A 21,199-nucleotide genomic window follows, 5' to 3' on the forward strand; every position below is an offset into this window, starting at 1 on the left:
CCAAGGTCAGCGATGCGCGGATGGGTCTGCTGCGGCAACCTCGCGCAGGGGCTGGGTCGGCAGAGCATCGACACCATTGCCATAAAGCGCCCAGCCTGCGCTCTCTGATCTAAGGGCGGCGGCGGTGCGTTTGTCGCCGCGGCTCTCGGCGATATGGGCCTTGAGCGACAAAAGTGTCGCCATCTGAGCCGCGTTCTGACTGGTTTGTGCGGCCGCGTAGGCGGCGTCGATCAACTGTTCCGCCCGTGCGGTGTTTCCGGCGCGCAAGGCGTAGGCCGCAAGGCGCGATTGGTTCAATGCGCGGTGCGGCGCGGTGTCCGGACCGGAGCCGAGGTAGTTCAGAGCGGTGCGAAAATGCGCTTCGGCCTGTTCCGGGGCGGTGGCTTGCAGGCTGCGCCCGATCAGGAAATGCCCAAAGGCGCGGCGATGGTCCTGCCAACCTTGTTCACGCGCGATTTGCGCGGCAGTGTTTGCGGCGCGGGCCCGTTGGGCGCGGTTGGCAAATCCCCCCAAGGCGGTTTCCACCGCTGCAATCCATGCACGCGGCGTTGCGGGCAATGGGGCCGAGCGCTGGTGCTGTCCCGCAGGATTGAGCCGCGCAAGGATCGCGGGCAGGCGGGCGGCGACATCCGCGCGGCGCATTCCGGTTTTTAGGGCCGGATCATAGGTCGCGCGCAACATCAGCATGTCAAACCCGGTCAGCACCGCATGGACATTGTCGTCGTTAAAGACCGAATCCGGCAGGCGATAGAGATCATTGAGCGGCCCAAGGGCCTGCGCCAGTTCCTCATGCAGGCAATCCCGCAGTTCCTGCGGGTTCACATCATTGGGCACGAAGATTGCAAGCCGTTCGCGGCTGCGCAGGTTCTTCCAGTCGGTTTGAGGCTGGCGTCGGGTGCGGCGGTATTCCTCGATCGAGCTGACATTGGGCACCACAAAGCAGGCCGCGTGGGGCAAGAGACGCTGAATACGGTCGCGGCTGACGGCCTCGATTGTGATGGAGGCGGGCACGTCACTAGCGGGACGCAGGTTGATCCTGAGCCCGGCTTCATTGCGCAGGCGCAACAACAGCGCTTCCAGATCCGGGCGCAGGGTGGCGGGTGCTTTGCCGGTGATGGCGACAGTTACAGGCGTTTCAAAGCGGGTGAAGACAGGCATCTCGGTGCCACCTTCCAGCCGGAAGCTCAGATCCAGAAAATCCCGCGCCATATCGGAGTTGGACCGCTGCGGCGGCGATGCGGCGCGGGTCGGGAAGGTGCGAATGGGCGGCAGATCCATGGTCAGCGATGCGGATGCGCGCGACGGCGGCGTATCGGCGGGGCCACAGGCCACCACCAGCGCACAGCCCAAGAGCAGCGCTTTGGGAGTCAACGCGCCCCCTGCGCGCCGCTTACGCTGAGGCGCTCCGCTGAAGGAATAGAGTTTCAAATCCACATTTCCGTTCCGCCTCACCAGCAACCGGGAGAGGTTCCCGGCGAAAACACTGAGTATGACTAAGAATTGGGCAAAAATTTGAAGGGACCGCAAGTTCTGCCATCAAATGGCATCAGAGCGGTGGCGGGTGTCGTGAATTTACCGCAAGTGCAGCCTCTGCCGCGGATCGATTGGGAAAACCCGTGCGCTCAGCGACCGCGGCGGGCCATGAAGGCGAGGCGCTCAAACAGATGCACATCCTGTTCGTTCTTCAGGAGCGCGCCGTGGAGTTTCGGCAGTGCATTGGCACCATCCCGTTTCAGATCCTCGGGGCTCAGGTCTTCGGCAAGCAAGAGCTTCAGCCAGTCGATCACCTCTGAGGTGGAGGGTTTTTTCTTCAAGCCCTGGGTGTCGCGGATCTCGTAGAACTGCGTCAGCGCGGCGGACAGCAGGTCGGGCTTGATATTGGGGTGATGCACCTCGACGATCTTCTTCATCGTCTCGGCATCGGGGAAGCGGATGTAGTGGAAAAAGCAGCGACGCAGGAAAGCGTCGGGCAGCTCTTTTTCATTGTTGGAGGTGATGATCATCACCGGGCGGTGCTTGGCCTTGATGGTTTCGCCAGTCTCGTAGACGTGAAACTCCATCTTATCAAGTTCTTGAAGCAGGTCGTTGGGGAACTCAATATCGGCCTTGTCGATCTCGTCGATGAGCAGCACGACCTTCTCGTCTGCCTCAAAGGCCTCCCAGAGCTTGCCTTTCTTGATGTAGTTTTTCACGTCATGGACGCGTTCCTCGCCCAATTGGCTGTCACGCAGACGTGAAACCGCATCATATTCATAAAGTCCCTGCTGCGCGCGGGTGGTGGATTTCACGTTCCACTCGATCATGCGCAACCCTAGGGCGTCTGCGATCTGTTTGGCGAGTTCGGTTTTGCCTGTGCCCGGCTCCCCCTTGACCAGTAAGGGGCGCTCCAGAGTGACGGCGGCATTGACTGCCACTTTCAGGTCTTCGGTTGCCACATAGTCCTTAGTGCCCTGAAATAACATGAACTCTCCCTCCGGTTGCGCCACAGTATTGCCGAATTGGTATGCCAGGGTCCGGTATAATCACAGCGCGCAACTATTGTGTAGTGACATTCGCGGCACTTGGGATTAAACGCTGCGGCATGGGGGAGCCAGGATGCTTGGAAAATTTGAAGAGACCAAGATTATGGGCCAGACCGAAGGAGCCGAAATGAAGCAGGACGTGTTTCTGCCGGAGGACTATCGCCCGGCCGAAGACGAGCCGTTTATGAATGAACGGCAGATGGAGTATTTTCGTCGCAAGTTGTTGAATTGGAAAGCCGAGCTTTTGGATGAAAGCCGGGATACCATCGAGGGCCTGCAGGAAAACACCCGCAACATTCCAGACGTGGCAGATCGTGCAAGTGAAGAGACCGACCGGGCTCTTGAACTGCGCACACGCGACCGTCAGCGCAAGCTGGTGGCCAAGATCGACGCCGCGATCCGCCGGATCGACGAGGGGGAATATGGCTATTGTGACGTGACCGGAGAGCCGATCTCTTTGAAACGTCTCGACGCCCGCCCGATTGCCACCATGAGCCTTGAGGCCCAGGAGCGGCATGAGCGGCGCGAAAAGGTCCATCGCGACGACTAAAATTATAGTCATCCACAAGTTTATAAAGCGCCGGGTCTTTTGCTCCGGCGCTTTTTTGTTATGAGCTTGCGTTCAGCAAGCAGGCATTGGGTGCATGGATTTCAAGGATATCAGGATAACGGTCATTGGTGCCGGGATTGGGGGCCTCGCGGTTGCCTATCTGCTGCAACGTTTTGGGGCGCAGGTGACGGTGCTGGAGCAGGCCGAGGAAATATCCGAGGTTGGCGCAGGTCTGCAGGTCACGCCCAACGGGGTTGCGGTGTTGCAGGAGATGGGGCTTGCTGATGATCTGGCGTGGTGCTCGCAACGCGCCCGCGCCGTGGTGTTGCGCCATCACCGTGAGGGGCGCGAGGTGCTGCGTCTCGATCTGGATCAATACGCCCATGACTTGCGCTATTACTTTGTGCATCGCGCCGATCTGATCAATCTGCTGGCGGATGCAGTGCGCCGCTCCGGCGCGCAGGTGCGTTTGCTGCAAAAGGTAAATTCAGTGGTGCCGGGCGTACGCCCGACGGTGCAGCTGGCCAATGGGGCCAAATGCTGCGCTGATCTGGTCATCGGCGCGGATGGGCTGCACTCCCGGGTGCGGCCGGTGCTCAACGCCGCAGGGGCGCCGAAGTTTACTGGCCAAGTGGCATGGCGAGCCACGGTGCCAAACCGGTTTGATCTGCCGGCAGAAGCGCAGGTCTTTATGGGGCCGGGGCGGCATCTGGTGGCCTATCCGTTGAAAGACGGCTCTTTGGTCAATCTTGTGGCGGCTCAGGAGCGGCGGCAATGGGCGGAAGAAAGCTGGAGCCTCGGGGATGACCCCGAAAATCTGCGGCAGGCGTTCGCGATGTTCGGCGGCCTTGCGGCGGAGATGCTGGCGGATGTGCGCGATGTGAAGCTTTGGGGTCTGTTTCGCCATCCGGTGGCGCAGGTGTGGGGGCGTGACGGTGTGGCGCTCTTGGGGGATGCGGCACATCCAACGCTGCCCTTTATGGCGCAAGGGGCCAATATGGCGCTGGAAGATGCTTATGCTTTGGCGGATTGCCTGTCTGCGGCGGATGATCTGGAGGCGGGATTGGCAGCCTATCAGGCCCGTCGTCAATCGCGCGCTACCAAAGTAGTGGAGGCAGCCAATGGCAACGCTTGGAAATATCACCTGCGCGCGCCCCTGAGTTGGCCTGCTCACCAGATCTTGCGTGTGGCAGGGGCGCTCGCCCCGCAAAAAATGGTGAGCCAGTTTGACTGGATCTATCGCCATGACGAAACGGCGCGCTAATCACTCCTGAATTTGATGAGGGGTTTCGCTTTGGGCTTTGCCCAAAGCGACCAGCGCCGCGCAGGCGCGCCTGCGCGGCGCTCGGCCCAACGGGAGCGGGCGCATTTTAATGCTGTCCGCGACGGGCGGGAGGGCGCCCGCTGTGCGCGATTATTGTGTCAGAGATCCAGATCTACCCAGATCGGTACGTGATCAGAAGGTTTCTCGCGGCCGCGAATGTCTTTGTCAATCTGGCAGTCGCGCAGTAGATCCGCCGCCTGTGGTGTCAGCAGGAAATGGTCGATGCGGATGCCATCATCGCGATTCCACGCCCCTGCCTGATAGTCCCAAAAGGTATAATGGCCGGGTCCACGGGTGCGGGCGCGAAAGGCTTCGGTGAAGCCAAGGTTCACGATACGCTGAAAGGCGGCGCGGCTTTCAGGGCGGTGCAGGGCGTCCTCGCGCCAGGCTTCGGGGCGTTTGGCATCCTCTGCCTGTGGGATGATATTATAGTCACCCGCCATCAGCGCGGGCATCTCTTCTGCCATCAACTCTGCGGCGCGCGCCTTCAAGCGCTCCATCCAGCCGAGTTTATATGCATATTTACCCCCGGCAACCGGCGTGCCGTCGTCGTTCAGTTCGACCGGGTTGCCATTGGGCAGGTAGAGGCCACAGATGCGGATCGCTTGCTTACCTACCACCGTGGCTTCGATCCAGCGCGCCTGTTCGTCATTGTCATCGCCGGGGAGGCCGCGTCTCACATCCTCCAACGGCAGTTTTGACAGGATCGCCACCCCATTGAAGCTCTTCTGACCGTGGGCCTCCACGTTATAGCCGCGCTCTTCAAACATCTCACGGGGGAAGGCTTCGTCAACGGATTTGATTTCTTGCAGCACCGCGACGTCGGGCTGGGCTTCGTCAAGCCAGTCGGCCAAGGCGTTCACACGGGCCTTGATGCCGTTGATGTTGAAACTGGCGATCTTCATGGCGGCCTCCGTTCTGCGCGTCTTCCTGTCTATCGCCGAAATCCGTCAGTGCCGCAAGCAACAGCACCCCGAGGGGCAACTGCAGACCACAGAGAATCACCTGCACCGGGGCAAGCCGCAAGTTTTCCTGTGCAACCAAGGGTATACATCATTTGGTTTTGCAATATTGAGCGTGTGAATAAACCTGTGTAATTTCTGTGAATAACTTAAATAGTTTTGATGAATCAATTGGATGTTAATAAAAATTAAGGAAGAGTGAATGCGTTTAAATGTGAGGGATGTTGAAATTCTCTTGTTTTATTTTTTTGAGGTGGCAGGTTTTTAGATGTTGATTGCTCGGAAAGAAGGAGAAGTTCCGTGGTTGCACTGAGGAAATCCGTCGTAGAAGTTACCGTTGAAACGGGCGCATTTGCTGGTGAAAATGTTGGGCTCGTAAGCTCCACATGTCTCGATGGCAAACATGAAGGCGGTCACGTATCGCTTTATAGTTCCACATGTATTTCCGCCTCCGCAACGGATGCACTGGCAGGCGACGCGACCCAGATGGTGTCTTCGACCTGCATTGAAAGCTAAGCGCTCGCTTGGCTTTATTTGAATATGTCTCGTGATCCGGATTCCCCGGGTCACCGAGGCAATCTCTTTACGTCCTGAGAGGTATTCATGGGGCAGGTACTTTCTTTTTCCAATGCGCGTCTGAATAAAGCCAGAACCGGTGTGTCTGGATTATTGGAATCTTTTGGTTCATTCCGAAGAGATCCGTTGGATGTATTGTGGTTGAAAGAAAATGCAGAGCTTCTCAATGTTTTAGAAACCACAGATTGTAATATATCTGAAGGCGGTCTTGAGCCACTGCTTCCTTTTTATGAAGGCAGCCTCCGGCATCTGAATTTTTTCCGTCAGTATTACCGGTTTATTCTGTCGATCTGCCTCGATCTCGAGGATCTGGGCGTTCCCGGACAGCGGGGCGAAGTTATGGCTGAATGGATTACCAGCCAGAATGTAGGCGCGCATGAGCTGTCGGATCTGCAACGGGGAGAGGCGCGCAGGTTGCTGGCACGGCGCGGCGTTGAATTGCGCGATGTAGAGGGGCTTGATGACCGACTGCGCGCCTTTATGCGGCGCACCTCAGGCTTTGCGGTGCCAAATCGTAAGGCGGCTTATGAGCTCACGCATGTGGTGTTTTACCTCACAGAATATGGTCGTAAGCCGCTGCAACTGGAAGAACCAGAGCGTCAAAGCCTATTATTTGCCGGTTTGATTGCGTTTTTGGATCAGGATTCCGATCTTTTGGCCGAAATTTGTATTGCTCTTACGTTTTGCGATGAGCAGCCGCCGCAAGATTGGTGCCATTGGCTGGAGCGACAAACACAGCGATTTACCCTGCAATCCGTTCCGGGGCGGGTCGGTCACGATGACTACCATCCCTACCTTATGTGCAACTGGTTTCAACTTCTGGTTGGACGCACGGGTTTTTCTGATGCAGACTGTAAAGGTACGGTTGTGATTGAAGGGCCGGGGCGTCCCGGTGCGTTGCGAGGCATGTCGATGGCACTCTATACCCTGTTGGATCAAGCGCCCGGATCTTGGGCGCGGGTGCGCGAGCCGCTGCTGCAATCGCTCAGTTCCGAAGAGGGGGACGTGCTGCGTCGCGCCGAAGAAAGCACTCAAGTGTTCGAACCTTTCTTTGAGACATTCTCTCGGTTCGGCCAAGTGGGCAGCGCATGAATGCCATCACCGCAGGGGTGTTGGCGGTGTTGCTCTACACGGGGCTGATTGCTGCTGCGGATGGGATCGTAAAGATGATGGCCGGGGGATTTGCCCCGGCACAATTGTTCGCGGTCTCCGGTCTGCTGGTTGCCGGGTTTTGCGCGATTGTCAGCCGGGTGCAGGGGCACCCCGACGGATTGCGGACCACCTGCAGGCGGGCCATGATGCTGCGTTCGGCTGCGACCGTTCTGTCCTGTACGTCGTTTTATCTCGCGTTTCGCTATCTGGCCCTGGCGGAGGTTTTTGTCTTTATCGCGTTGATGCCCTTGATGGCGGCGCTGATGTCCGGGGTGATCCTGAAGGAACGCATCCGTCCTGTCGTGTGGCTGGCGCTCAGCCTTGGGGTCGTGGGTATTCTGGTGATGCGCCCGACGGTGCAGGTGGGCGGTGTCATTGGTTCGGCTCTGGCGGTGAGTGGCGTGGGCTTTGGGACGCTGTCGATCATCATGGCGCGCTATATCAGCCGCTATGACAGCAATGTCTTGGCGCAGGTGTTTTACCCCAATCTGACGCTGGGCATCGTGATGATGTGCTTTCTGCCCTTCGTCTGGCGCCCGATGGAAGGTGCGGATGTCGGGTGGATCGGAGCCTATGCCGTATTGTTGTTTGGCGCGCGCTGGCTGCTGGTTCTGGCGCTGAGACAATTGCCAGCCTACACGGTGACGCCGTTGCTCAATCTGCAATTTGTCTGGATGGCCCTGATCGGCTTGTTGTTTTTCGGCGAAGTGCCTTTTGTCTCGACCTATCTCGGGATGGCAGTGGTTGCGGCATCCGGGGTGTTTTTGATCTGGGATCAGGCGCAGGGCACGCGCAGGGTGCCGGTGGCCGCCGCAGTCGTCACGCCCAACGCCAGCCGACGCCGCGGGCGCCCTGAGGCGCGCGGCATCACCGAAGGGCGCAGTGTCCGGCGCGGTGGCGCGTGGCGGGCGGGGCGCTAAGCCCCCAGCACGCCAGCGACTACCCTCAGATTACATGGAAAAGGACGTACCGCAGCCGCAGCTGGAGGTGGCGTTGGGGTTCTCAATCGTAAAGCGCGCGCCGATCAGTTCCTCGGTGAAGTCGATCACCGCGTTTTCCAGAAAGGGCAGGGAGATTTCGTCGACGACGACTTTCTGACCCTTGCCTTCGAGCACGAGATCATCCGCCTTGGGCGTGTCGAGCGCGATTTCATACTGAAAGCCCGAGCAGCCGCCGCCTTCGACCGCGATGCGCAGGGCCTGGCCCTGATCCGCTGCGCCAATCTCGGCGAGCCGGTCAAAGGCGCGATCCGTCACTTTTGGGGGCAGTTGCATGCTGGTTTTCTCCGATGGCGTGTTGCAGCGTCAGGTCAAATATAGAAAGGTGCGCGCGAGGCGACAAGATTTGCCGGGGAAAAGAAACACATGTACGCGCCCTATGCCACCATGCCCGACCGTTCGCGCGGGCGATCCGTTTCCGAGGAAGAGAGCAGTTTTCGCTCGCCGTTCCAACGGGATCGGGACCGGATTATCCATGCCAGCGCCTTTCGGCGGCTAAAGCACAAAACACAGGTCTTTGTCGAGCACGAGGGCGACAATTACCGCACCCGTTTGACCCATTCGATCGAGGTGGCGCAGGTGGGGCGTACCATTGCGGGGGCGCTGGGGCTTAATCAGGAGCTCACCGAGGCCGTGGCGCTGGCGCATGATCTGGGTCATACGCCCTTTGGCCACACTGGCGAGGATGCGCTGCATGAGATGATGGCGCCTTACGGCGGCTTTGATCACAATGCGCAGGCGATCCGCATCGTGACCGCGCTGGAAAAACACTATGCCGAATTTGATGGGCTGAACCTCACATGGGAGACGCTGGAGGCGATTGCCAAGCACAACGGCCCCGTGGTCGGCGATCTGCCGTGGGCGCTGGCGGCCTGTAATAATGGTATTGATCTGGAGCTGCACACTCACGCCAGCGCCGAGGCGCAGGTGGCGGCCTTGGCGGATGACATCGCCTATAACCACCACGATTTGCATGACGGTCTGCGTGCGGGCCTGTTCAACGATGACGATGTGTGCAGCCTGTCGATTATTGCGCCGGCCTATGCGGAGGTGGATGCAAAATATCCGGGCCTTGATAAGAGTCGCCGCCGCCATGAGGCGCTGCGCCGGTTCTTCGGGGTGATGGTGAGCGACGTGATCGACACATCTAGGGCCAAGGTCGCCGCCTCTGGCGCGCAATCGGTCGAAGAAATCCGCGCATTGGATCATGCGGTTGTGACGTTCTCGGATGAGGTCTGGGCTCAGTTGAAAGAGCTGCGGGGATTTATGTTCACGCAGATGTACCGCGCGCCCTCGGTGATGGTGGTGCGCGAACGTGTGGCCGTGGTGGTGAAGGCGCTGTTTGCCTATTACCTTAAGAACACCATGGCGATGCCGGAGCGTTGGCACGCAGAAATCCGTAAAGCCGAGAGCGAGACGGACCGTGCGCGGATCGTCTCGGATTATATCGCCGGGATGACGGATCGCTTTGCACTGCAGCTTTATGATGAGCTGGCGCTTGGGGCGTGATTTTCTGACGTCTCTTGAGGCGGTCGGGGATGCGAGGCTCTGCCTCGCGCTCCGGGATATTTGGGGTTAGAAGAGATGGGGTGGCTGAGGGCAGGCCGTGCTAGGCGGTTGACCCTGAGCGCGCCCCTCGGTATCCGCAGAAGCTGATACCTATGGGACGCCAGATATGAACCTCTTTACCGATATCCGTACGCTTGTGATCGACAGCCTTGCGGCCATGACGGCCGAGGGGGCCCTGCCGGAGGGGCTCGATTTTGCCAATGTTGCCGTGGAGCCGCCCCGAGATGCGGCGCATGGGGATATGGCGACCAATGCGGCGATGGTTCTGGCGAAACCTGCAAAGATGAAGCCGCGCGATATTGCCGAGGCGCTGGCTGCAAAGCTCGGTCAGGATGCGCGCATCACCTCTGCCGAGGTGGCGGGGCCGGGGTTTTTGAACCTGCGGCTGGATCTGTCGGTCTGGCAGGGCGTGCTGGGCAAGGCGCTCCATGAGGGTGAGGCCTATGGCCGCTCTGACATGGGGCAGGGCAAACGGGTGAACGTGGAATATGTGTCCGCCAATCCGACAGGCCCGCTGCATGTGGGCCATACGCGGGGTGCGGTCTTTGGCGACGCCTTGGCGAGCCTTTTGGATTACGCAGGTTATGACGTCACCCGCGAATATTACATCAACGATGGCGGCGCGCAGGTCGATGTGCTCGCCCGCTCCGCCTATCTGCGCTACCTCGAGGCCCATGGCCAGAGTGTGGAATTCCCCGATGGCACCTATCCGGGGGAATACCTGAAAGACGTCGGCGCGGCGCTGAAAGAGAAGTTTGGCGATACCTTCGTTGGCCAGCCCGAGGATGTCTGGCTGGAAGAGGTGCGCGCGTTTGCCACCGAGATGATGATGGATCTGATCCGTGAGGATCTGGGCCTCTTGGGCGTGAAGATGGATGTCTTCTACTCGGAGAAATCGCTTTATGGCACCGGGCGGATCGAAGCCGCGCTGGAGAGCCTTGATGCCAAGGGCCTGATCTATGAAGGCGTGCTGGAGCCGCCGAAGGGCAAAAAGCCTGACGATTGGGAGCCCCGCGTCCAGACCCTGTTCAAATCCACCGAGCACGGCGATGATGTTGATCGCCCGGTGAAGAAATCCGATGGCGCATGGACCTATTTTGCGCCCGATATCGCCTATCACTATGACAAGGTCAGCCGTGGCTTTGACATGCTGATCGACATTTTTGGGGCCGATCATGGCGGCTATGTCAAACGGATGAAGGCGGCGGTGTCGGCGCTCTCTGATGGTCAGGTGCCGCTTGATATTAAACTCTGCCAGTTGGTGAAGCTGTTTAAGGACGGTCAGGAGTTCAAGATGTCCAAGCGGGCAGGGACCTTTGTGACCCTGCGCGATGTGGTTGATGCGGTGGGGGCGGATGTGACCCGCTTTATGCTGCTGACACGTAAGAACGATCAGGGCTTTGACTTTGATCTCGATAAGGCGCTGGAGCAGTCCAAGGACAATCCGGTCTTTTACGTGCAATACGCCAACGCGCGGATCCACTCGACCCTACGCAAAGCGCGCGAGGCGGGGATCGCCTGTGATGATGCGACACTGAACGCGGCGGATCTGGGCCAGCTTACAGATGAGGCGCAACTGTCGGTCGCGCGGAAAATCGCCGAGTGGCCGCGTCAGGTTGAGATCGCGGCGCGCACCAATGAGCCGCACCGGATTGCGTTTTTCCTCTATGATCTGGCGTCAGATCTGCACGGGCTGTACCACCTTGGCAAATCTGAAGAAAGTTTACGATTTGTTAACGAGAGCAGCGAATCGGCAACACATGCCAATTTGGCGCTGGCGCGGGCTGTTTCCATTGTCATTTCCGCCGGGCTTGGTATTCTTGGCGTCAAACCGGCGCAGGAGATGTGACACCAAAGTCACCCGAACCGCCGGATCGAGGCAGATCAAGAGACCCAAAGCGCAGATATCCCGCCCTTATTTCGGTGGTGGGGTGTCTGCGATAATCGGGCAGTGAGGCGGATATGGCATATTTTGCACAGGTGGGCGCGGGCGCTCCCTCTTCAAATGGCGATGGTGACAGCGGAGGCTCCGCTTTCGATCCGTTCTCCTCTCATCAGTATTCGCGCGCACCCGATCCGGTGCAGAGCTATCCGGCGGAGCCCGAGGCGGAGCCAGTGGCGCAGACATCCTATCCGAGCTTTGGCATCAGCCAGTCGCCGACCGTGAATGTCGGCACCTTCTCCGGTGTCGGGGGGGCGACAGGAGGAGCAAGCGCGCAAGGCGGGTATCCCGAAGCCGGTTATGACTATGTGGGCGACTATGGCGATGGCTATGGTGGCGATGAGGCCGAGCTTTTTGCGCCTCCGCCCGGTCGCAGCGAATTGGGTCGTATGGCGGCATTTCTGGGCGCTGCGGCGTCGATTGCGCTGGTGGTGAGCATCTCCATGTGGGGCTACAAGCTGATCATGCGGGATGTGTCCGGTGTACCCGTGGTGAGCGCGCTTTCTGGACCGATGCGGATTGCGCCGGAGAACCCGGGCGGTGAATTGGCCGACAATCAGGGGCTTGCGGTGAATTCGGTCGCCGCCAATGGCATCGCCGAAGATCCGGCAGACCGTCTGCAACTGGCACCCGAGGCGATTGCGCTGACCGAAGATGACCAGCCGATCCCAACCCTGACACAGGCGGCTGAGGAAGAAGCTGCGTTGGAAGCAGAATATGCCGCGCAGGATTCTGGCCTGAGTGCCACGGTTGAAGGCCCAGAAGAGGTGGCAGAGGTGTCGCCGCTGGAGCAGCGCAACAATGATATCGACGCACTTGTGGCGTCGCTCACCGAAGATGCGATCCCGCTTGAGGATTTGCGCGAAACATCTGCCTCGATCACGCAGCCCGCACCTTTGGACACCACGGATGTTGCGGCGATCACCACTGTTCCGGCAGCGGTGCGCAATGCGCCGGGTGTGCGTGAAACCCCGCGTCCGCTGGTGCGCCCGGCCCGGTTCTCGCCTGCGCCTGCATCCGGGACGGCAGCTGTGCAACCTGCGCGTGGTACCGTTGATATCGACCCCAAGAGCCTTGAAGTGGGCACGCGGTTGGCTCAGCTTGGTGCCTATGAGAGCGCCGAAGTGGCGCGCAGCGAATGGACCCGGATCAGCGCCAAGTTTGGTGAGTTCTTTGATGACAAGGCGCGGGTGGTGCAGCGCGCCGAAAGCGGTGGCCGTATTTTCTACCGTCTGCGCGCCCATGGATTTGAAGATCTGTCGGATGCACGTCGCTTCTGCTCTGCCCTTGTGGCGGGCAATGCGGATTGTATCCCTGTGACGATGCGCTGATCCAATGCGGTTTGGTGCGACGATCCTCGACGCAGAAGGTCTGCGTCTTACGGCTGATGAAAAGGCGCTGTTTCGAGAAGCAGCGCCTTTTGGCTTTATCCTCTTTGCCCGCAATATCGAGAGCGCCGATCAGGTGCGCGCGCTGTGTGATGATTTTCGCGCGGCGGCGGGGCATGACTGTCTGATCACCATTGATCAGGAAGGGGGTCGGGTGCAGCGGTTGCGCACGCCGCTTGCGCGCGAGTGGCGTCCGGCGCTGGATCATTTGGAGGCAGCCTCTGACCCCATGCGGGCGATGTATCTGCGGGCGCGGCTGATTGCGGCGGAACTGCACGACCTTGGCATCGACAGCAATTGTGCGCCGCTGGCGGATGTCGCGGGCGCGGGGACGCATCCGTTCCTGCGCAATCGCTGTTACGGGACCGATGCCGCCGATGTGGCCGCCATTGCCCGCGCCTGTGCCGAGGGGCATCTGGATGGTGGCGTGGTGCCGGTGATGAAACATATCCCCGGACATGGGCGCTCCACCATGGACAGCCACCATGATCTGCCACATGTGACGGCCCCGGTCGAGGTGCTGCGGGCCGAGGATTTTGCCGCCTTTGCGCAACTCAGGGATCTGCCGATGGCGATGACGGCACATCTGGTTTACGACGCGTTTGATCCGCGCCCGGCGACGCTCTCGCCTGTGATGATGCAGGTGATCCGGCAGGAACTGGGCTATGATGGTCTGGTGATGACGGATGACATCTCGATGAAGGCCTTGTGGGCACCTGAGCTTCAGAAACCAGGACACCGCCCGAGCCTGGGTGGGGACGAAGCGCCCTACCGGGGGGAAGGTCTGCGGCCAGACGATCCAGACATGGCGGCCGGGGCAATTGCGAGGGCATCCCTCGATGCAGGCTGCGATGTTGCGCTGTTCTGCAACTCCTCGCTGGCCGCCCGTGCTGCCGTTGTGGAGGCTGCCGGCTTGATGACTGACGCCGCACAACGGCGCGCCGAGGCCGCATTCGCCTGCCGCCAAACCCCTGCTGCGCTTGACACCGAGGCGGTGGAAGCGGAACTATCTGCCCTCATGGGCGGACAGGTATATGGCTGACGAAGACTCGCTATTTCCAGAGGACACACTGACGGTCGAGGAGCGGCTCGAAGCGGAGGCGCTGATCGTGGATGTGCAGGGCTTTGAAGGGCCGCTTGATCTGCTGCTGACGCTGTCGCGCACGCAGAAGGTCGATCTGCGCCAGATCTCTGTCTACGAGCTGGCGCGCCAGTACCTGACCTTTGTGGAAAAGGCCAAGGAGCTGCGCATCGAGCTGGCGGCCGACTATCTGGTAATGGCGGCCTGGCTGGCGTTCCTGAAATCCCGCCTGCTGCTGCCCCCGGACCCCGAAGAGGAAGGCCCCTCCGGCGAGGAACTGGCCGCACATCTGGCCTTCCAACTGGAGCGTTTGCAGGCCATGCGCGATGCGGCGGCCCGCCTGATGGCGCGTGACCGGTTGGGGCGCGATTTCTTTGCGCGGGGACAGGCCGAGGATGTGCAGCGCATCAAGACGGTGACCTACACCGCGAACCTCCTCGACCTGATGCAGGGCTATGCCCGCATCCGCACCAAGGATGAATTCCGCCCCTTTGTGATGGACCGTGACAGCGTGTTCACCATGGAAGAAGCATTAGAACGCATGCGCGGGCTGCTTGGCTTTACCGGCAGTTGGACCGATATGCTGAGCTACCTGCCGGATGGCTGGCACAGTGACCCGGTCAAGCGCCGCTCGGCCACCGCCGCGACATTCGCCGCTTCGCTGCAACTGGTGAAGGAGGGCAAGCTGGAAATCCGCCAGAGCGAGAGTTTTGCCCCGATCCAGCTGCGCAACCGGCCAGAGGAGAGTTGATTGGACGACCAGACCCAGACTGACGCGCAGCAGCCGCCGCGCCGTGACAGCGACAGCCTGTTTGATGCGCCCCCCATGGCGGAACAGGAACGCATGGTGGAGGCGGTGCTCTTCGCCAGTGCGGAGCCTGTGACGGTGCGCGATCTGATGTCGCGCATGCCGCATGGCTGCAACCCGGGCGAGGCGCTGGAGCATCTGCGCAAGCGCTATGAGGGGCGCGGTGTGCGCGTGGTGCAGGTGGGCGATACATGGGCGATGCGCACGGCGCCGGATCTTGGCTATCTGATGCAGAAGGAAACGGTGGAGAGCCGCAAGCTGTCGCGCGCCGCCATCGAGACTTTGGCGATCATCGCCTATCATCAGCCGGTGACCCGGGCCGAGATCGAAGAGATCCGCGGCGTATCGGTGTCGCGCGGCACCATCGACCAGCTTCTGGAGATGGAGTGGATTCGGCTGGGGCGGCGCAAGATGACACCGGGGCGGCCGGTGACCTTTGTGGTGACGCCGACCTTTCTGGATCACTTTGGTCTGGAAAGCGCGCGTGATCTGCCGGGGCTTAAGGAGCTGCGCGCCGCCGGGCTCTTGGAAAACCGCCCACCACCGGGCGCATTCCCCATCGGTCAGGGCGACAGCGAGGACGAACGCCGCGACGCAGAACAACCAGAGTTGTTCGACGAAGACTGATGCAAGTGCGCGATGCCAAGAAATCGCCGCACTCTGCCCCTATATGGAAGAGTGCAGTTGATATCACAGCAACCCCAGCGAGGTTTTTATGGGATTTGACCGGATCGCCAATATGGTCCTGCGCCGCCTGATCGGGCGGGCGGTGAACGCGGGCGTAAACGCCGGGATCAACGCTGTCGCCAAACGTGGCGGCGGCAAGAAATCAAGCCGTGGAGATCACCCGCCGCAGCGCGCCGAACGCACTCCAGAAGAACAGGCCGAGCGTGAGCGCATCCGTGAAGTCAGGCAGGCGCGTCGGGCACGTCGGGCGCAGCGGGATCAGTCCTGAAGGGGAGTGTGCGGCGCAGGCTGAGCGCCTCAATCGCGGCAATCGTGGTGAGCGCGGCTGATATCAGCACACAGCCTAGGATGCCGAGGGCCTGAAATCCGATCCCGCCGACAAACGGGGCTGCAAAGACGCTGAGATATGTGGTGGTGGAGTAAAGCCCCATGATGGCACCGCGCTGGCGCACATCCAGTACCGTCAGACGCGCCACCAGCAGGTTCAGCCCAAAGTGCTGGAAGATCCCCCACAGAACCGCCAGTGCAAGAAACAGCGGATAGCTGGCACCAAAGACACCCATGGCCACGTAAACAAGGCTGAGCGCGAGGAAAACCGGCGTTGTGGCCCGCGCCATGCCGATCCGGTCCAAAAGCGGGTCGAGCAGCACCGCGCCCCCAAAGCCAAGCCCATAGATCAGTGGCAACAGCCCCGCCTGACCGGTGCTGAGACCAAGGGTGACCGTGGCATGGGCGCCGGTGTAGGAATAGGTCACGTAGAAGCTGAGCATCAGCCCTACAGAGGCCAGAATGCCGCGTCCCATCCCCGGAACCCTGAGCGCGCTCAGAGGTGAGCTTGCCGATCCGCCCGGCTCGTCCAGACGTGCCAGCGGAGCGCTGAGCCCCCAGACCAGCGCACAGAGCGCCGCCAGCGCACCATAGACCATGCGCCACCCCACCAGTTCTGCGCTCCACGCAGCAAGGCTGACGCCCAGCACCAGCGACAGTGTCCAGCCGGTGAGAACCGCGCCCACCACACGCGCCTCGCGGCCCTTTGGTGCGATCACGGCGGCCATGGTGTAGATCGACGGCAGCGCGGCCCCCCCGGCGATCCCACAGAGCACCTGCGCTGCGATCAGGGCGACCAGCGTGGGGGCCAGCGCGCTCGCGATAAAGCCAAGCGTCAGCGCGGCAAGGGCCATCCGCAACAGCCGGCCTGCACCGATGCGGTCGCCTATGGGCGCGAGCATCAGCGCCGCCGCCGCCACGCCAAGCCCATAGCCGCTGGAGGCCCAGAGCACCTGCGCCGGGCTGGCCGCAAGATCCGCCCCCACCGTCTGCACCAGCGGCGACAGCAGCAGCGCGTTGGTGCCCACGATGGCAATGGCACACATCAATGTGGCGATAGAGATCCAGAGCGGCGGGGCAGAAGGTGACATGAGAGGTCTCGATTGATGTTGAATTTCATTCGGCAGTTTGGCCTAATCGGTGAAAGTCATTCTGTGAAGATGTTAAAGACCGAGAGATGGAAAAAACAGAGACCATTCGGAGCAGCTCCCGTTCCAGCCGGGGTATTGATGCCCTGGACCGAAAAATATTAGGCGCATTGAGCCGCGACGCAACCCAATCCTATGCCGCCATCAGCGAGCAGGTCGGCCTCTCGGCCCCGGCGGTGCATGAACGGGTGAAACGGTTGCGGGCGTCTGGCGCGATTAAGGCCACCGTAGCACAGATCGACGGCGCGCAGGTGGGCAAACCCATTCTCGCCTTTGTTCATGTCGATACCATCGGCTGGGGCAAGACCCGCGAGATTATTGCGCTGGAGCAATTTCCCGAAGTGGAGGAAATCCACTCCACCACCGGGGATACTTGCCTGATCATGAAGGTCCGCGTCGCAAGCCCGCATGCGCTGGAGGGGCTGTTGTCCAAGATCTACGACATTGAGGGCGTGCGCGGCACCAGCACCTATCTGACACTGTCGACAGTGTTGGAACGTGCAGCGCAGGCCGATGTCACGGCAGATCTGGAACGCGTCAGCTACCCGCGTTGATCTGGCGGTTACTCCGGTGCGCGGAAATGTTTCGACAGTTTCAGCCCCTGGCCCTGATAGTTCGAGGCAATGCCCGCGCCATAGAGCTGTTGCGGCAGTTCGGCCATGCGCTCATAAACCAGACGGCCCACCACTTGCCCGTGTTCGAGCACAAACGGCGCCTCATGGCAGCGCACCTCAAGCACCCCGCGAGAGCCAGCGCCGCCCGCTTCGGCATGGCCAAAGCCGGGGTCAAAAAAGCCCGCGTAATGCACCCGGAACTCGCCGACCATCGCAAGATAAGGCGCCATCTCAGCGGCGTATTCGGGCGGGATATGCACGGCCTCGCGGCTCACGAGGATATAAAACGCCCCCGGATCAAGGATGATCCGGCCCTTGTCGCTGCGCACTTCCTCCCAATAGTCGCGGGGGTCGTAGGCGGCGATCCGGTCGAGGTCGATCACGCCCGTGTGCGGTTTGGCGCGGTAGCCCACCAGATCGGTGCCGGGCAGGCGCAGATCGACGGAAAATCCCAGCCCATCCTCGATGACAGCCTCGCCATCCACCAGCGGGGTTTCGGCGTGCAGCTTGGCCAGAGTGGCATCGTCAAGCACCGCCTGACCGTTGCGAAAGCGGATCTGATTGAGGCGCATGCCGGGACGCGCCAGAACGGAAAACGACCGCGGGCAGATCTCGGCATAGAGCGGGCCGGAATAGCCTGCGCGAATACGGTCGAATTCTTCGCCGCCATCGGTGATGGTGCGGGTGAGAAGGTCGAGCCGCCCGGTGGAGCTTTTGGCGTTGGCCACGGCGGTGACGTCTGAGGGCAGGTCCAGCGATTCCATCAAGGGCACCACATAGACGCAGCCCTTTTCCAGCACCGCGCCATCGCTGAGGTCAATGCGGTGCATTTCAAACTCTTCAAGGCGCTCGGCCACAGTGCGGCCCTGACCCGCGAGGAACGACGCGCGCACCCGGTAAGCAACGGTGCCCAATCGCAGATCGAGGCTGGCGGGCTGGATTTGGCCCTCAATCAAGGGGGCGGCGAGTTTGATCTCCTCGCGCGCGAGCATGGTTTCGATCGTCTGGCTGGGCAAAACACCGGTCATATGCCGTTCCCCTGATGGCGTCCCTGTCCCGAGGGAGGCTGACGCATATTCTGTCGTGCCACAATATCTTTGATGCGCGTTGCGAATTCTCTTTGAAAACCAACGGCAAAGCAGGTGGCGGATACACAAACGCCCGAGCGTTGACCGCTCGGGCGTTTTGTTATGGTCGGGCTAGCAGGACTCGAACCTGCGACCTTCCGTCCCCCAGACGGACGCGCTACCAGGCTGCGCCATAGCCCGTTGTTGGAGCTTTCTACTGCTTTTTGCGGCAGGGGCAAGAGGCGAATTCGATTTTTTCACGCTTTTTCAAAGTGCCCACGGGGGGCGCGGGATTTCAAAGGTTATCGCGATGCAATGATGCCGCGCAGGGCTGTTGCAATTTCACGAAGCTCCCCTTGCTGCACAGCCGACAGCGCGTTGAGTGCGGACAGACGCTGCAACAATCCAGCCGGAAGATCACCTGTGGGGGTGTCTGAAACCTCGATCATGCGGGGGCGCGGTTGCGTGCTGCTGTTGCCCAGTTCCATATCGGAGACTGGTGCCTCGGCAACATCTGGTGCCGCGTGTTCCGCATCCATACCATCCGCAAGGTCTTGATCCGGAGCGGTAAAGTCAGATTCCGGGAGGGAGGATTGTGCGGCGGCATCGAGAGAGGTCTCGGCGTCCGCAATCGCATCATCCTGCGGCTCGTCCACTGCGGCAAAGATGTTTTCAGCATCCGCATCGGTGATGTCTGTCTCAGTGGTGTCCGAGGCAAACTCCGGAGTGTCTGTCTCGAATTCGACGGAAGGTGTCTCAGAAAGTGCGGCTGTCGCTGCCGCCATGGCCGCAGCCATTTCGGCAGCCGGATCGGAGGACGGAGCCGGTTCTGGCACTTGGACCGTTTCTTCGGGCGTCACCTCTTCTTCTGCTGTCGAGCCAAACTCGGTCTCTGCGACCTCGTCCGGGGTGTCTGAGGAGAAATCATTTTCTGCGACAGGATCTGCAGCGGGGGTCGCCTCTGTTGGCAACTCGGCACTTTCGTCAACGGGCGGTGCGTCAAAAGAGGGCGCAACCTCCTCTGTCGCCACGTCCTCGGCTGCGATCATATCTTCGGAAACCTCTGGCGCGCGCATCTCTGTCGCAGGAGCCACGTCCATGGGCTGAGATTCGGGAGTGGCCTCATCGGTGCCCAGCTCTTGCGAAACCTCGGGCAAACCCGCTGGCAACTCCTCCGACTGAGGCTCCGACTGAGGCGAGGTGGCGGTCTGTTGCTGCGGCGGCGCGGCAAAGAAATCCTGTTGATGGCTCGATGCGGGAGCGCTTGCGGCGCTTGTCGGTGCAGGTGCAGAAGCCGGGGAGGTGGCCTGTTGGATCGCTTGCGCCTGACTTGCCACATCCCGCGTGGGTGCGGGGGCATCGGGCAGATCAAAGGGCATGGCAATCTGATCGACGGCCTGTTCCTGCGGCGCGGCGGATATGGGCGCGTCGGTTGAGTGATCGTCAGCCGAAAGCTCAGACTGTGGCAGCTCCGCCGGTGCCGTTTCGCTTGGCTCGTCGGCAGAGAGGCTGGGCTGCGAGGGCTGCGCTGCACCCGAAGCCGGGGCAGGTTGAGCCGCAGGAGCGGCGCCAACGGAGGGCGCAGGCGCTTCTGGCGGGCGAGTGGACGCTGGGGCGACAGGTGTGGTCTGAGGCGCGACATCCGATTGCGGTGCAGCTGTCGGTGAGGGAGCGACAGGCGCAGCGCCCATATCCTCAAACGCGGTGGAGGGCGCATGATCTGCAATCGGTGTGTTGTCGTCTGACACAGGCCCTGTGGGTGCCACGTTTTCTGACGCCTGAGGGGCGGCGGCGGCAGGTGCCGGCGAGTCAGGCGCGGGCGATTCCACCTCATGCGAGGTGCTTGCCGGTGCATGCGCCGTATCCGATTCAGGCAATGGCGCCTCAACAGGGGCCGAAGGTGCAACGTCGGCCTGCGGCGCGTCGGCACCCGGTGCCGCAGGTGTGGGGGCCGCTTTGGGCGGTCCCGCAGGGTAGGGCGGCGGTGCGGGCGGTGCCACTTTGCGCGGCGCGTGTTCCTCTTCACTGAGGGGTTCGCGGTCTACCACTGGGCGACGCGGCTTTTCCGCCTCGGGCTCGGCGGCTGCGGGATCAACCCATTTGCTCGCCGGTTTTGCCTCAATCGGTGATTCGTCTTCTTCCTCGCCATCAAGAGGTTTGGACAAGGACTGGACGTGCTGGATGCCTTCTTCACGCAAGAGCGCCTGAGCGTCTTTGATCGACAGGCCTTTGTCGTGCAGCAGATTCTGAATGCCGCCCAAAAGCAGCATGTCGGTGGGGCGATAGTAGCGCCGCCCCCCCGCGCGTTTGACTGGCTTTACCTGCGTGAATTTGCTTTCCCAGAACCGCAGCACATGGGCCGGGACATCCAGCCATTCTGCGACTTCGCTGATGGTGCGAAAGGCGTCAGGAGACTTGGACATTGGGACGACCCTTTATTCACTGTGGCGCACAGGATTGGCGCAAATGGATGTGGCCCCGCTG

At 60.9% G+C, this 21,199-nt stretch carries 21 protein-coding genes and 1 tRNA gene; 14 read left to right on the plus strand and 8 right to left on the minus strand.

The genetic code is table 11. The features are described 5' to 3' along the window. Positions 1-6: 6 nt before the first annotated feature. Positions 7-1,434, minus strand: coding sequence for a DUF2927 domain-containing protein (locus UB90_RS20020; protein WP_065326589.1), 1,428 nt, complete (start codon positions 1,432-1,434; stop codon positions 7-9). A 188-nt stretch (positions 1,435-1,622) separates the two neighbouring features. Next, positions 1,623-2,462: an AAA family ATPase gene (locus UB90_RS20025; protein ID WP_065326590.1), complete on the minus strand. Its 840-nt coding sequence runs from the start codon at positions 2,460-2,462 to the stop codon at positions 1,623-1,625. A gap of 187 nt (positions 2,463-2,649) precedes the next feature. Between UB90_RS20025 and dksA the strand changes: the two genes are divergently transcribed. Together dksA and UB90_RS20035 are read left to right on the plus strand one after the other, a co-directional pair. Next, the gene (gene dksA, locus UB90_RS20030) at positions 2,650-3,072 is read left to right on the plus strand and encodes an RNA polymerase-binding protein DksA (protein ID WP_005634254.1); all 423 of its coding nucleotides are present in this window, start codon (positions 2,650-2,652) and stop codon (positions 3,070-3,072) included. Between the two features lie 94 nt (positions 3,073-3,166). Further along, positions 3,167-4,336: an FAD-dependent monooxygenase gene (locus UB90_RS20035; RefSeq protein ID WP_065326591.1), complete on the plus strand. Its 1,170-nt coding sequence runs from the start codon at positions 3,167-3,169 to the stop codon at positions 4,334-4,336. A gap of 158 nt (positions 4,337-4,494) precedes the next feature. Here UB90_RS20035 and xth read toward each other — a convergent pair whose 3' ends face one another. Then, positions 4,495-5,301 carry an exodeoxyribonuclease III gene (xth, locus tag UB90_RS20040; protein ID WP_065326592.1) on the minus strand — a complete coding sequence of 269 codons (807 nt, stop codon included), beginning with the start codon at positions 5,299-5,301 and terminating at the stop codon, positions 4,495-4,497. On the opposite strand from xth, the gene UB90_RS20045 reads away from it, so the two are divergent. The 4 genes from UB90_RS20045 (at position 5,279) to UB90_RS20055 (ending at position 8,006) form a co-directional block, all read left to right on the plus strand. After that, positions 5,279-5,479 carry a hypothetical protein gene (locus tag UB90_RS20045; protein ID WP_131818806.1) on the plus strand — a complete coding sequence of 67 codons (201 nt, stop codon included), beginning with the start codon at positions 5,279-5,281 and terminating at the stop codon, positions 5,477-5,479. The genes xth and UB90_RS20045 overlap by 23 nt on opposite strands. Before the next feature lie 179 nt (positions 5,480-5,658). Further along, entirely contained in the window at positions 5,659-5,874 is a 216-nt protein-coding gene (locus UB90_RS22615) for a DUF6749 family protein (protein WP_065326594.1), read from the plus strand. 87 nt (positions 5,875-5,961) lie between these two features. Continuing rightward, positions 5,962-7,026: a DUF6902 family protein gene (locus UB90_RS20050; RefSeq protein ID WP_065326595.1), complete on the plus strand. Its 1,065-nt coding sequence runs from the start codon at positions 5,962-5,964 to the stop codon at positions 7,024-7,026. After that, entirely contained in the window at positions 7,023-8,006 is a 984-nt protein-coding gene (locus tag UB90_RS20055; RefSeq protein ID WP_065326596.1) for a DMT family transporter, read from the plus strand. Before UB90_RS20050 ends, UB90_RS20055 begins: the two co-directional genes overlap by 4 nt. 30 nt (positions 8,007-8,036) lie before the next feature. Here UB90_RS20055 and UB90_RS20060 read toward each other — a convergent pair whose 3' ends face one another. Beyond that, positions 8,037-8,360 carry a HesB/IscA family protein gene (locus UB90_RS20060; RefSeq protein WP_009178672.1) on the minus strand — a complete coding sequence of 108 codons (324 nt, stop codon included), beginning with the start codon at positions 8,358-8,360 and terminating at the stop codon, positions 8,037-8,039. A gap of 90 nt (positions 8,361-8,450) precedes the next feature. Here UB90_RS20060 and UB90_RS20065 point away from each other — a divergent pair, with 90 nt between their 5' ends. From UB90_RS20065 to UB90_RS20095, 7 genes are all read left to right on the plus strand, one after another. Continuing rightward, complete coding sequence (locus UB90_RS20065) at positions 8,451-9,593, plus strand: deoxyguanosinetriphosphate triphosphohydrolase (RefSeq protein WP_065326597.1); 1,143 nt, start codon at positions 8,451-8,453, stop codon at positions 9,591-9,593. Between the two features lie 166 nt (positions 9,594-9,759). Next, positions 9,760-11,502, plus strand: coding sequence for an arginine--tRNA ligase (gene argS / locus UB90_RS20070; protein ID WP_065326598.1), 1,743 nt, complete (start codon positions 9,760-9,762; stop codon positions 11,500-11,502). A gap of 113 nt (positions 11,503-11,615) precedes the next feature. After that, the gene (locus tag UB90_RS20075; RefSeq protein ID WP_074712622.1) at positions 11,616-12,926 is read left to right on the plus strand and encodes an SPOR domain-containing protein; all 1,311 of its coding nucleotides are present in this window, start codon (positions 11,616-11,618) and stop codon (positions 12,924-12,926) included. A 4-nt stretch (positions 12,927-12,930) separates the two neighbouring features. After that, entirely contained in the window at positions 12,931-14,025 is a 1,095-nt protein-coding gene (locus UB90_RS20080; protein ID WP_065326599.1) for a glycoside hydrolase family 3 N-terminal domain-containing protein, read from the plus strand. Further along, a complete protein-coding gene (locus tag UB90_RS20085; RefSeq protein ID WP_009179018.1) occupies positions 14,018-14,815 on the plus strand; it encodes a segregation and condensation protein A in 798 nt (265 codons plus the stop codon). Before UB90_RS20080 ends, UB90_RS20085 begins: the two co-directional genes overlap by 8 nt. Positions 14,816-14,890: 75 nt before the next feature. After that, positions 14,891-15,499 (plus strand): SMC-Scp complex subunit ScpB, encoded by a 609-nt coding sequence (scpB, locus tag UB90_RS20090; protein ID WP_227431662.1) that lies wholly within the window; start codon positions 14,891-14,893, stop codon positions 15,497-15,499. An 88-nt stretch (positions 15,500-15,587) separates the two neighbouring features. Further along, on the plus strand, positions 15,588-15,827 hold the full coding sequence (locus tag UB90_RS20095; protein WP_009178719.1) for a hypothetical protein: 240 nt from the start codon (positions 15,588-15,590) through the stop codon (positions 15,825-15,827). Here UB90_RS20095 and UB90_RS20100 read toward each other — a convergent pair. Further along, entirely contained in the window at positions 15,781-16,977 is a 1,197-nt protein-coding gene (locus UB90_RS20100; protein ID WP_065332070.1) for an MFS transporter, read from the minus strand. The two genes, UB90_RS20095 and UB90_RS20100, sit on opposite strands and share 47 nt — an antisense overlap. 86 nt (positions 16,978-17,063) lie before the next feature. Between UB90_RS20100 and UB90_RS20105 the strand changes: the two genes are divergently transcribed. Further along, positions 17,064-17,588, plus strand: a complete 525-nt coding sequence (locus tag UB90_RS20105) for an Lrp/AsnC family transcriptional regulator (protein WP_009178969.1) — start codon at positions 17,064-17,066, stop codon at positions 17,586-17,588. Between the two features lie 8 nt (positions 17,589-17,596). Here UB90_RS20105 and UB90_RS20110 read toward each other — a convergent pair whose 3' ends face one another. From UB90_RS20110 to UB90_RS22620, 3 genes are all read right to left on the minus strand, one after another. Continuing rightward, positions 17,597-18,676 (minus strand): 2'-deoxycytidine 5'-triphosphate deaminase, encoded by a 1,080-nt coding sequence (locus UB90_RS20110; protein ID WP_065326601.1) that lies wholly within the window; start codon positions 18,674-18,676, stop codon positions 17,597-17,599. 163 nt (positions 18,677-18,839) lie between these two features. Then, positions 18,840-18,916: transfer RNA gene (locus UB90_RS20115), tRNA-Pro, on the minus strand. A gap of 101 nt (positions 18,917-19,017) precedes the next feature. Beyond that, positions 19,018-21,138, minus strand: coding sequence for a MerR family transcriptional regulator (locus UB90_RS22620; protein ID WP_074712620.1), 2,121 nt, complete (start codon positions 21,136-21,138; stop codon positions 19,018-19,020). Positions 21,139-21,199 lie beyond the last annotated feature (61 nt).

It is taken from the genome of Tritonibacter mobilis (assembly GCF_001681715.1).
In the GTDB taxonomy this organism is placed as follows: domain Bacteria; phylum Pseudomonadota; class Alphaproteobacteria; order Rhodobacterales; family Rhodobacteraceae; genus Epibacterium; species Epibacterium mobile.

Coding starts and splice junctions, on each gene's coding strand:
- dksA (WP_005634254.1), top strand. CDS start 2,650: ATGAAGCAGGACGTGTTTCTGCCGGAGGACTATCGCCCGGCCGAAGAC.
- UB90_RS20065 (WP_065326597.1), top strand. CDS start 8,451: ATGTACGCGCCCTATGCCACCATGCCCGACCGTTCGCGCGGGCGATCC.
- UB90_RS20110 (WP_065326601.1), bottom strand. CDS start 18,676: ATGACCGGTGTTTTGCCCAGCCAGACGATCGAAACCATGCTCGCGCGC.
- argS (WP_065326598.1), top strand. CDS start 9,760: ATGAACCTCTTTACCGATATCCGTACGCTTGTGATCGACAGCCTTGCG.
- UB90_RS20045 (WP_131818806.1), top strand. CDS start 5,279: ATGTTGAAACTGGCGATCTTCATGGCGGCCTCCGTTCTGCGCGTCTTC.
- UB90_RS20035 (WP_065326591.1), top strand. CDS start 3,167: ATGGATTTCAAGGATATCAGGATAACGGTCATTGGTGCCGGGATTGGG.
- xth (WP_065326592.1), bottom strand. CDS start 5,301: ATGAAGATCGCCAGTTTCAACATCAACGGCATCAAGGCCCGTGTGAAC.
- UB90_RS20055 (WP_065326596.1), top strand. CDS start 7,023: ATGAATGCCATCACCGCAGGGGTGTTGGCGGTGTTGCTCTACACGGGG.
- UB90_RS20105 (WP_009178969.1), top strand. CDS start 17,064: ATGGAAAAAACAGAGACCATTCGGAGCAGCTCCCGTTCCAGCCGGGGT.
- UB90_RS20060 (WP_009178672.1), bottom strand. CDS start 8,360: ATGCAACTGCCCCCAAAAGTGACGGATCGCGCCTTTGACCGGCTCGCC.
- UB90_RS20025 (WP_065326590.1), bottom strand. CDS start 2,462: ATGTTATTTCAGGGCACTAAGGACTATGTGGCAACCGAAGACCTGAAA.
- UB90_RS20050 (WP_065326595.1), top strand. CDS start 5,962: ATGGGGCAGGTACTTTCTTTTTCCAATGCGCGTCTGAATAAAGCCAGA.
- UB90_RS22620 (WP_074712620.1), bottom strand. CDS start 21,138: ATGTCCAAGTCTCCTGACGCCTTTCGCACCATCAGCGAAGTCGCAGAA.
- UB90_RS20100 (WP_065332070.1), bottom strand. CDS start 16,977: ATGTCACCTTCTGCCCCGCCGCTCTGGATCTCTATCGCCACATTGATG.
- UB90_RS20075 (WP_074712622.1), top strand. CDS start 11,616: ATGGCATATTTTGCACAGGTGGGCGCGGGCGCTCCCTCTTCAAATGGC.
- UB90_RS20080 (WP_065326599.1), top strand. CDS start 12,931: ATGCGGTTTGGTGCGACGATCCTCGACGCAGAAGGTCTGCGTCTTACG.
- scpB (WP_227431662.1), top strand. CDS start 14,891: ATGGCGGAACAGGAACGCATGGTGGAGGCGGTGCTCTTCGCCAGTGCG.
- UB90_RS20085 (WP_009179018.1), top strand. CDS start 14,018: ATGGCTGACGAAGACTCGCTATTTCCAGAGGACACACTGACGGTCGAG.
- UB90_RS20095 (WP_009178719.1), top strand. CDS start 15,588: ATGGGATTTGACCGGATCGCCAATATGGTCCTGCGCCGCCTGATCGGG.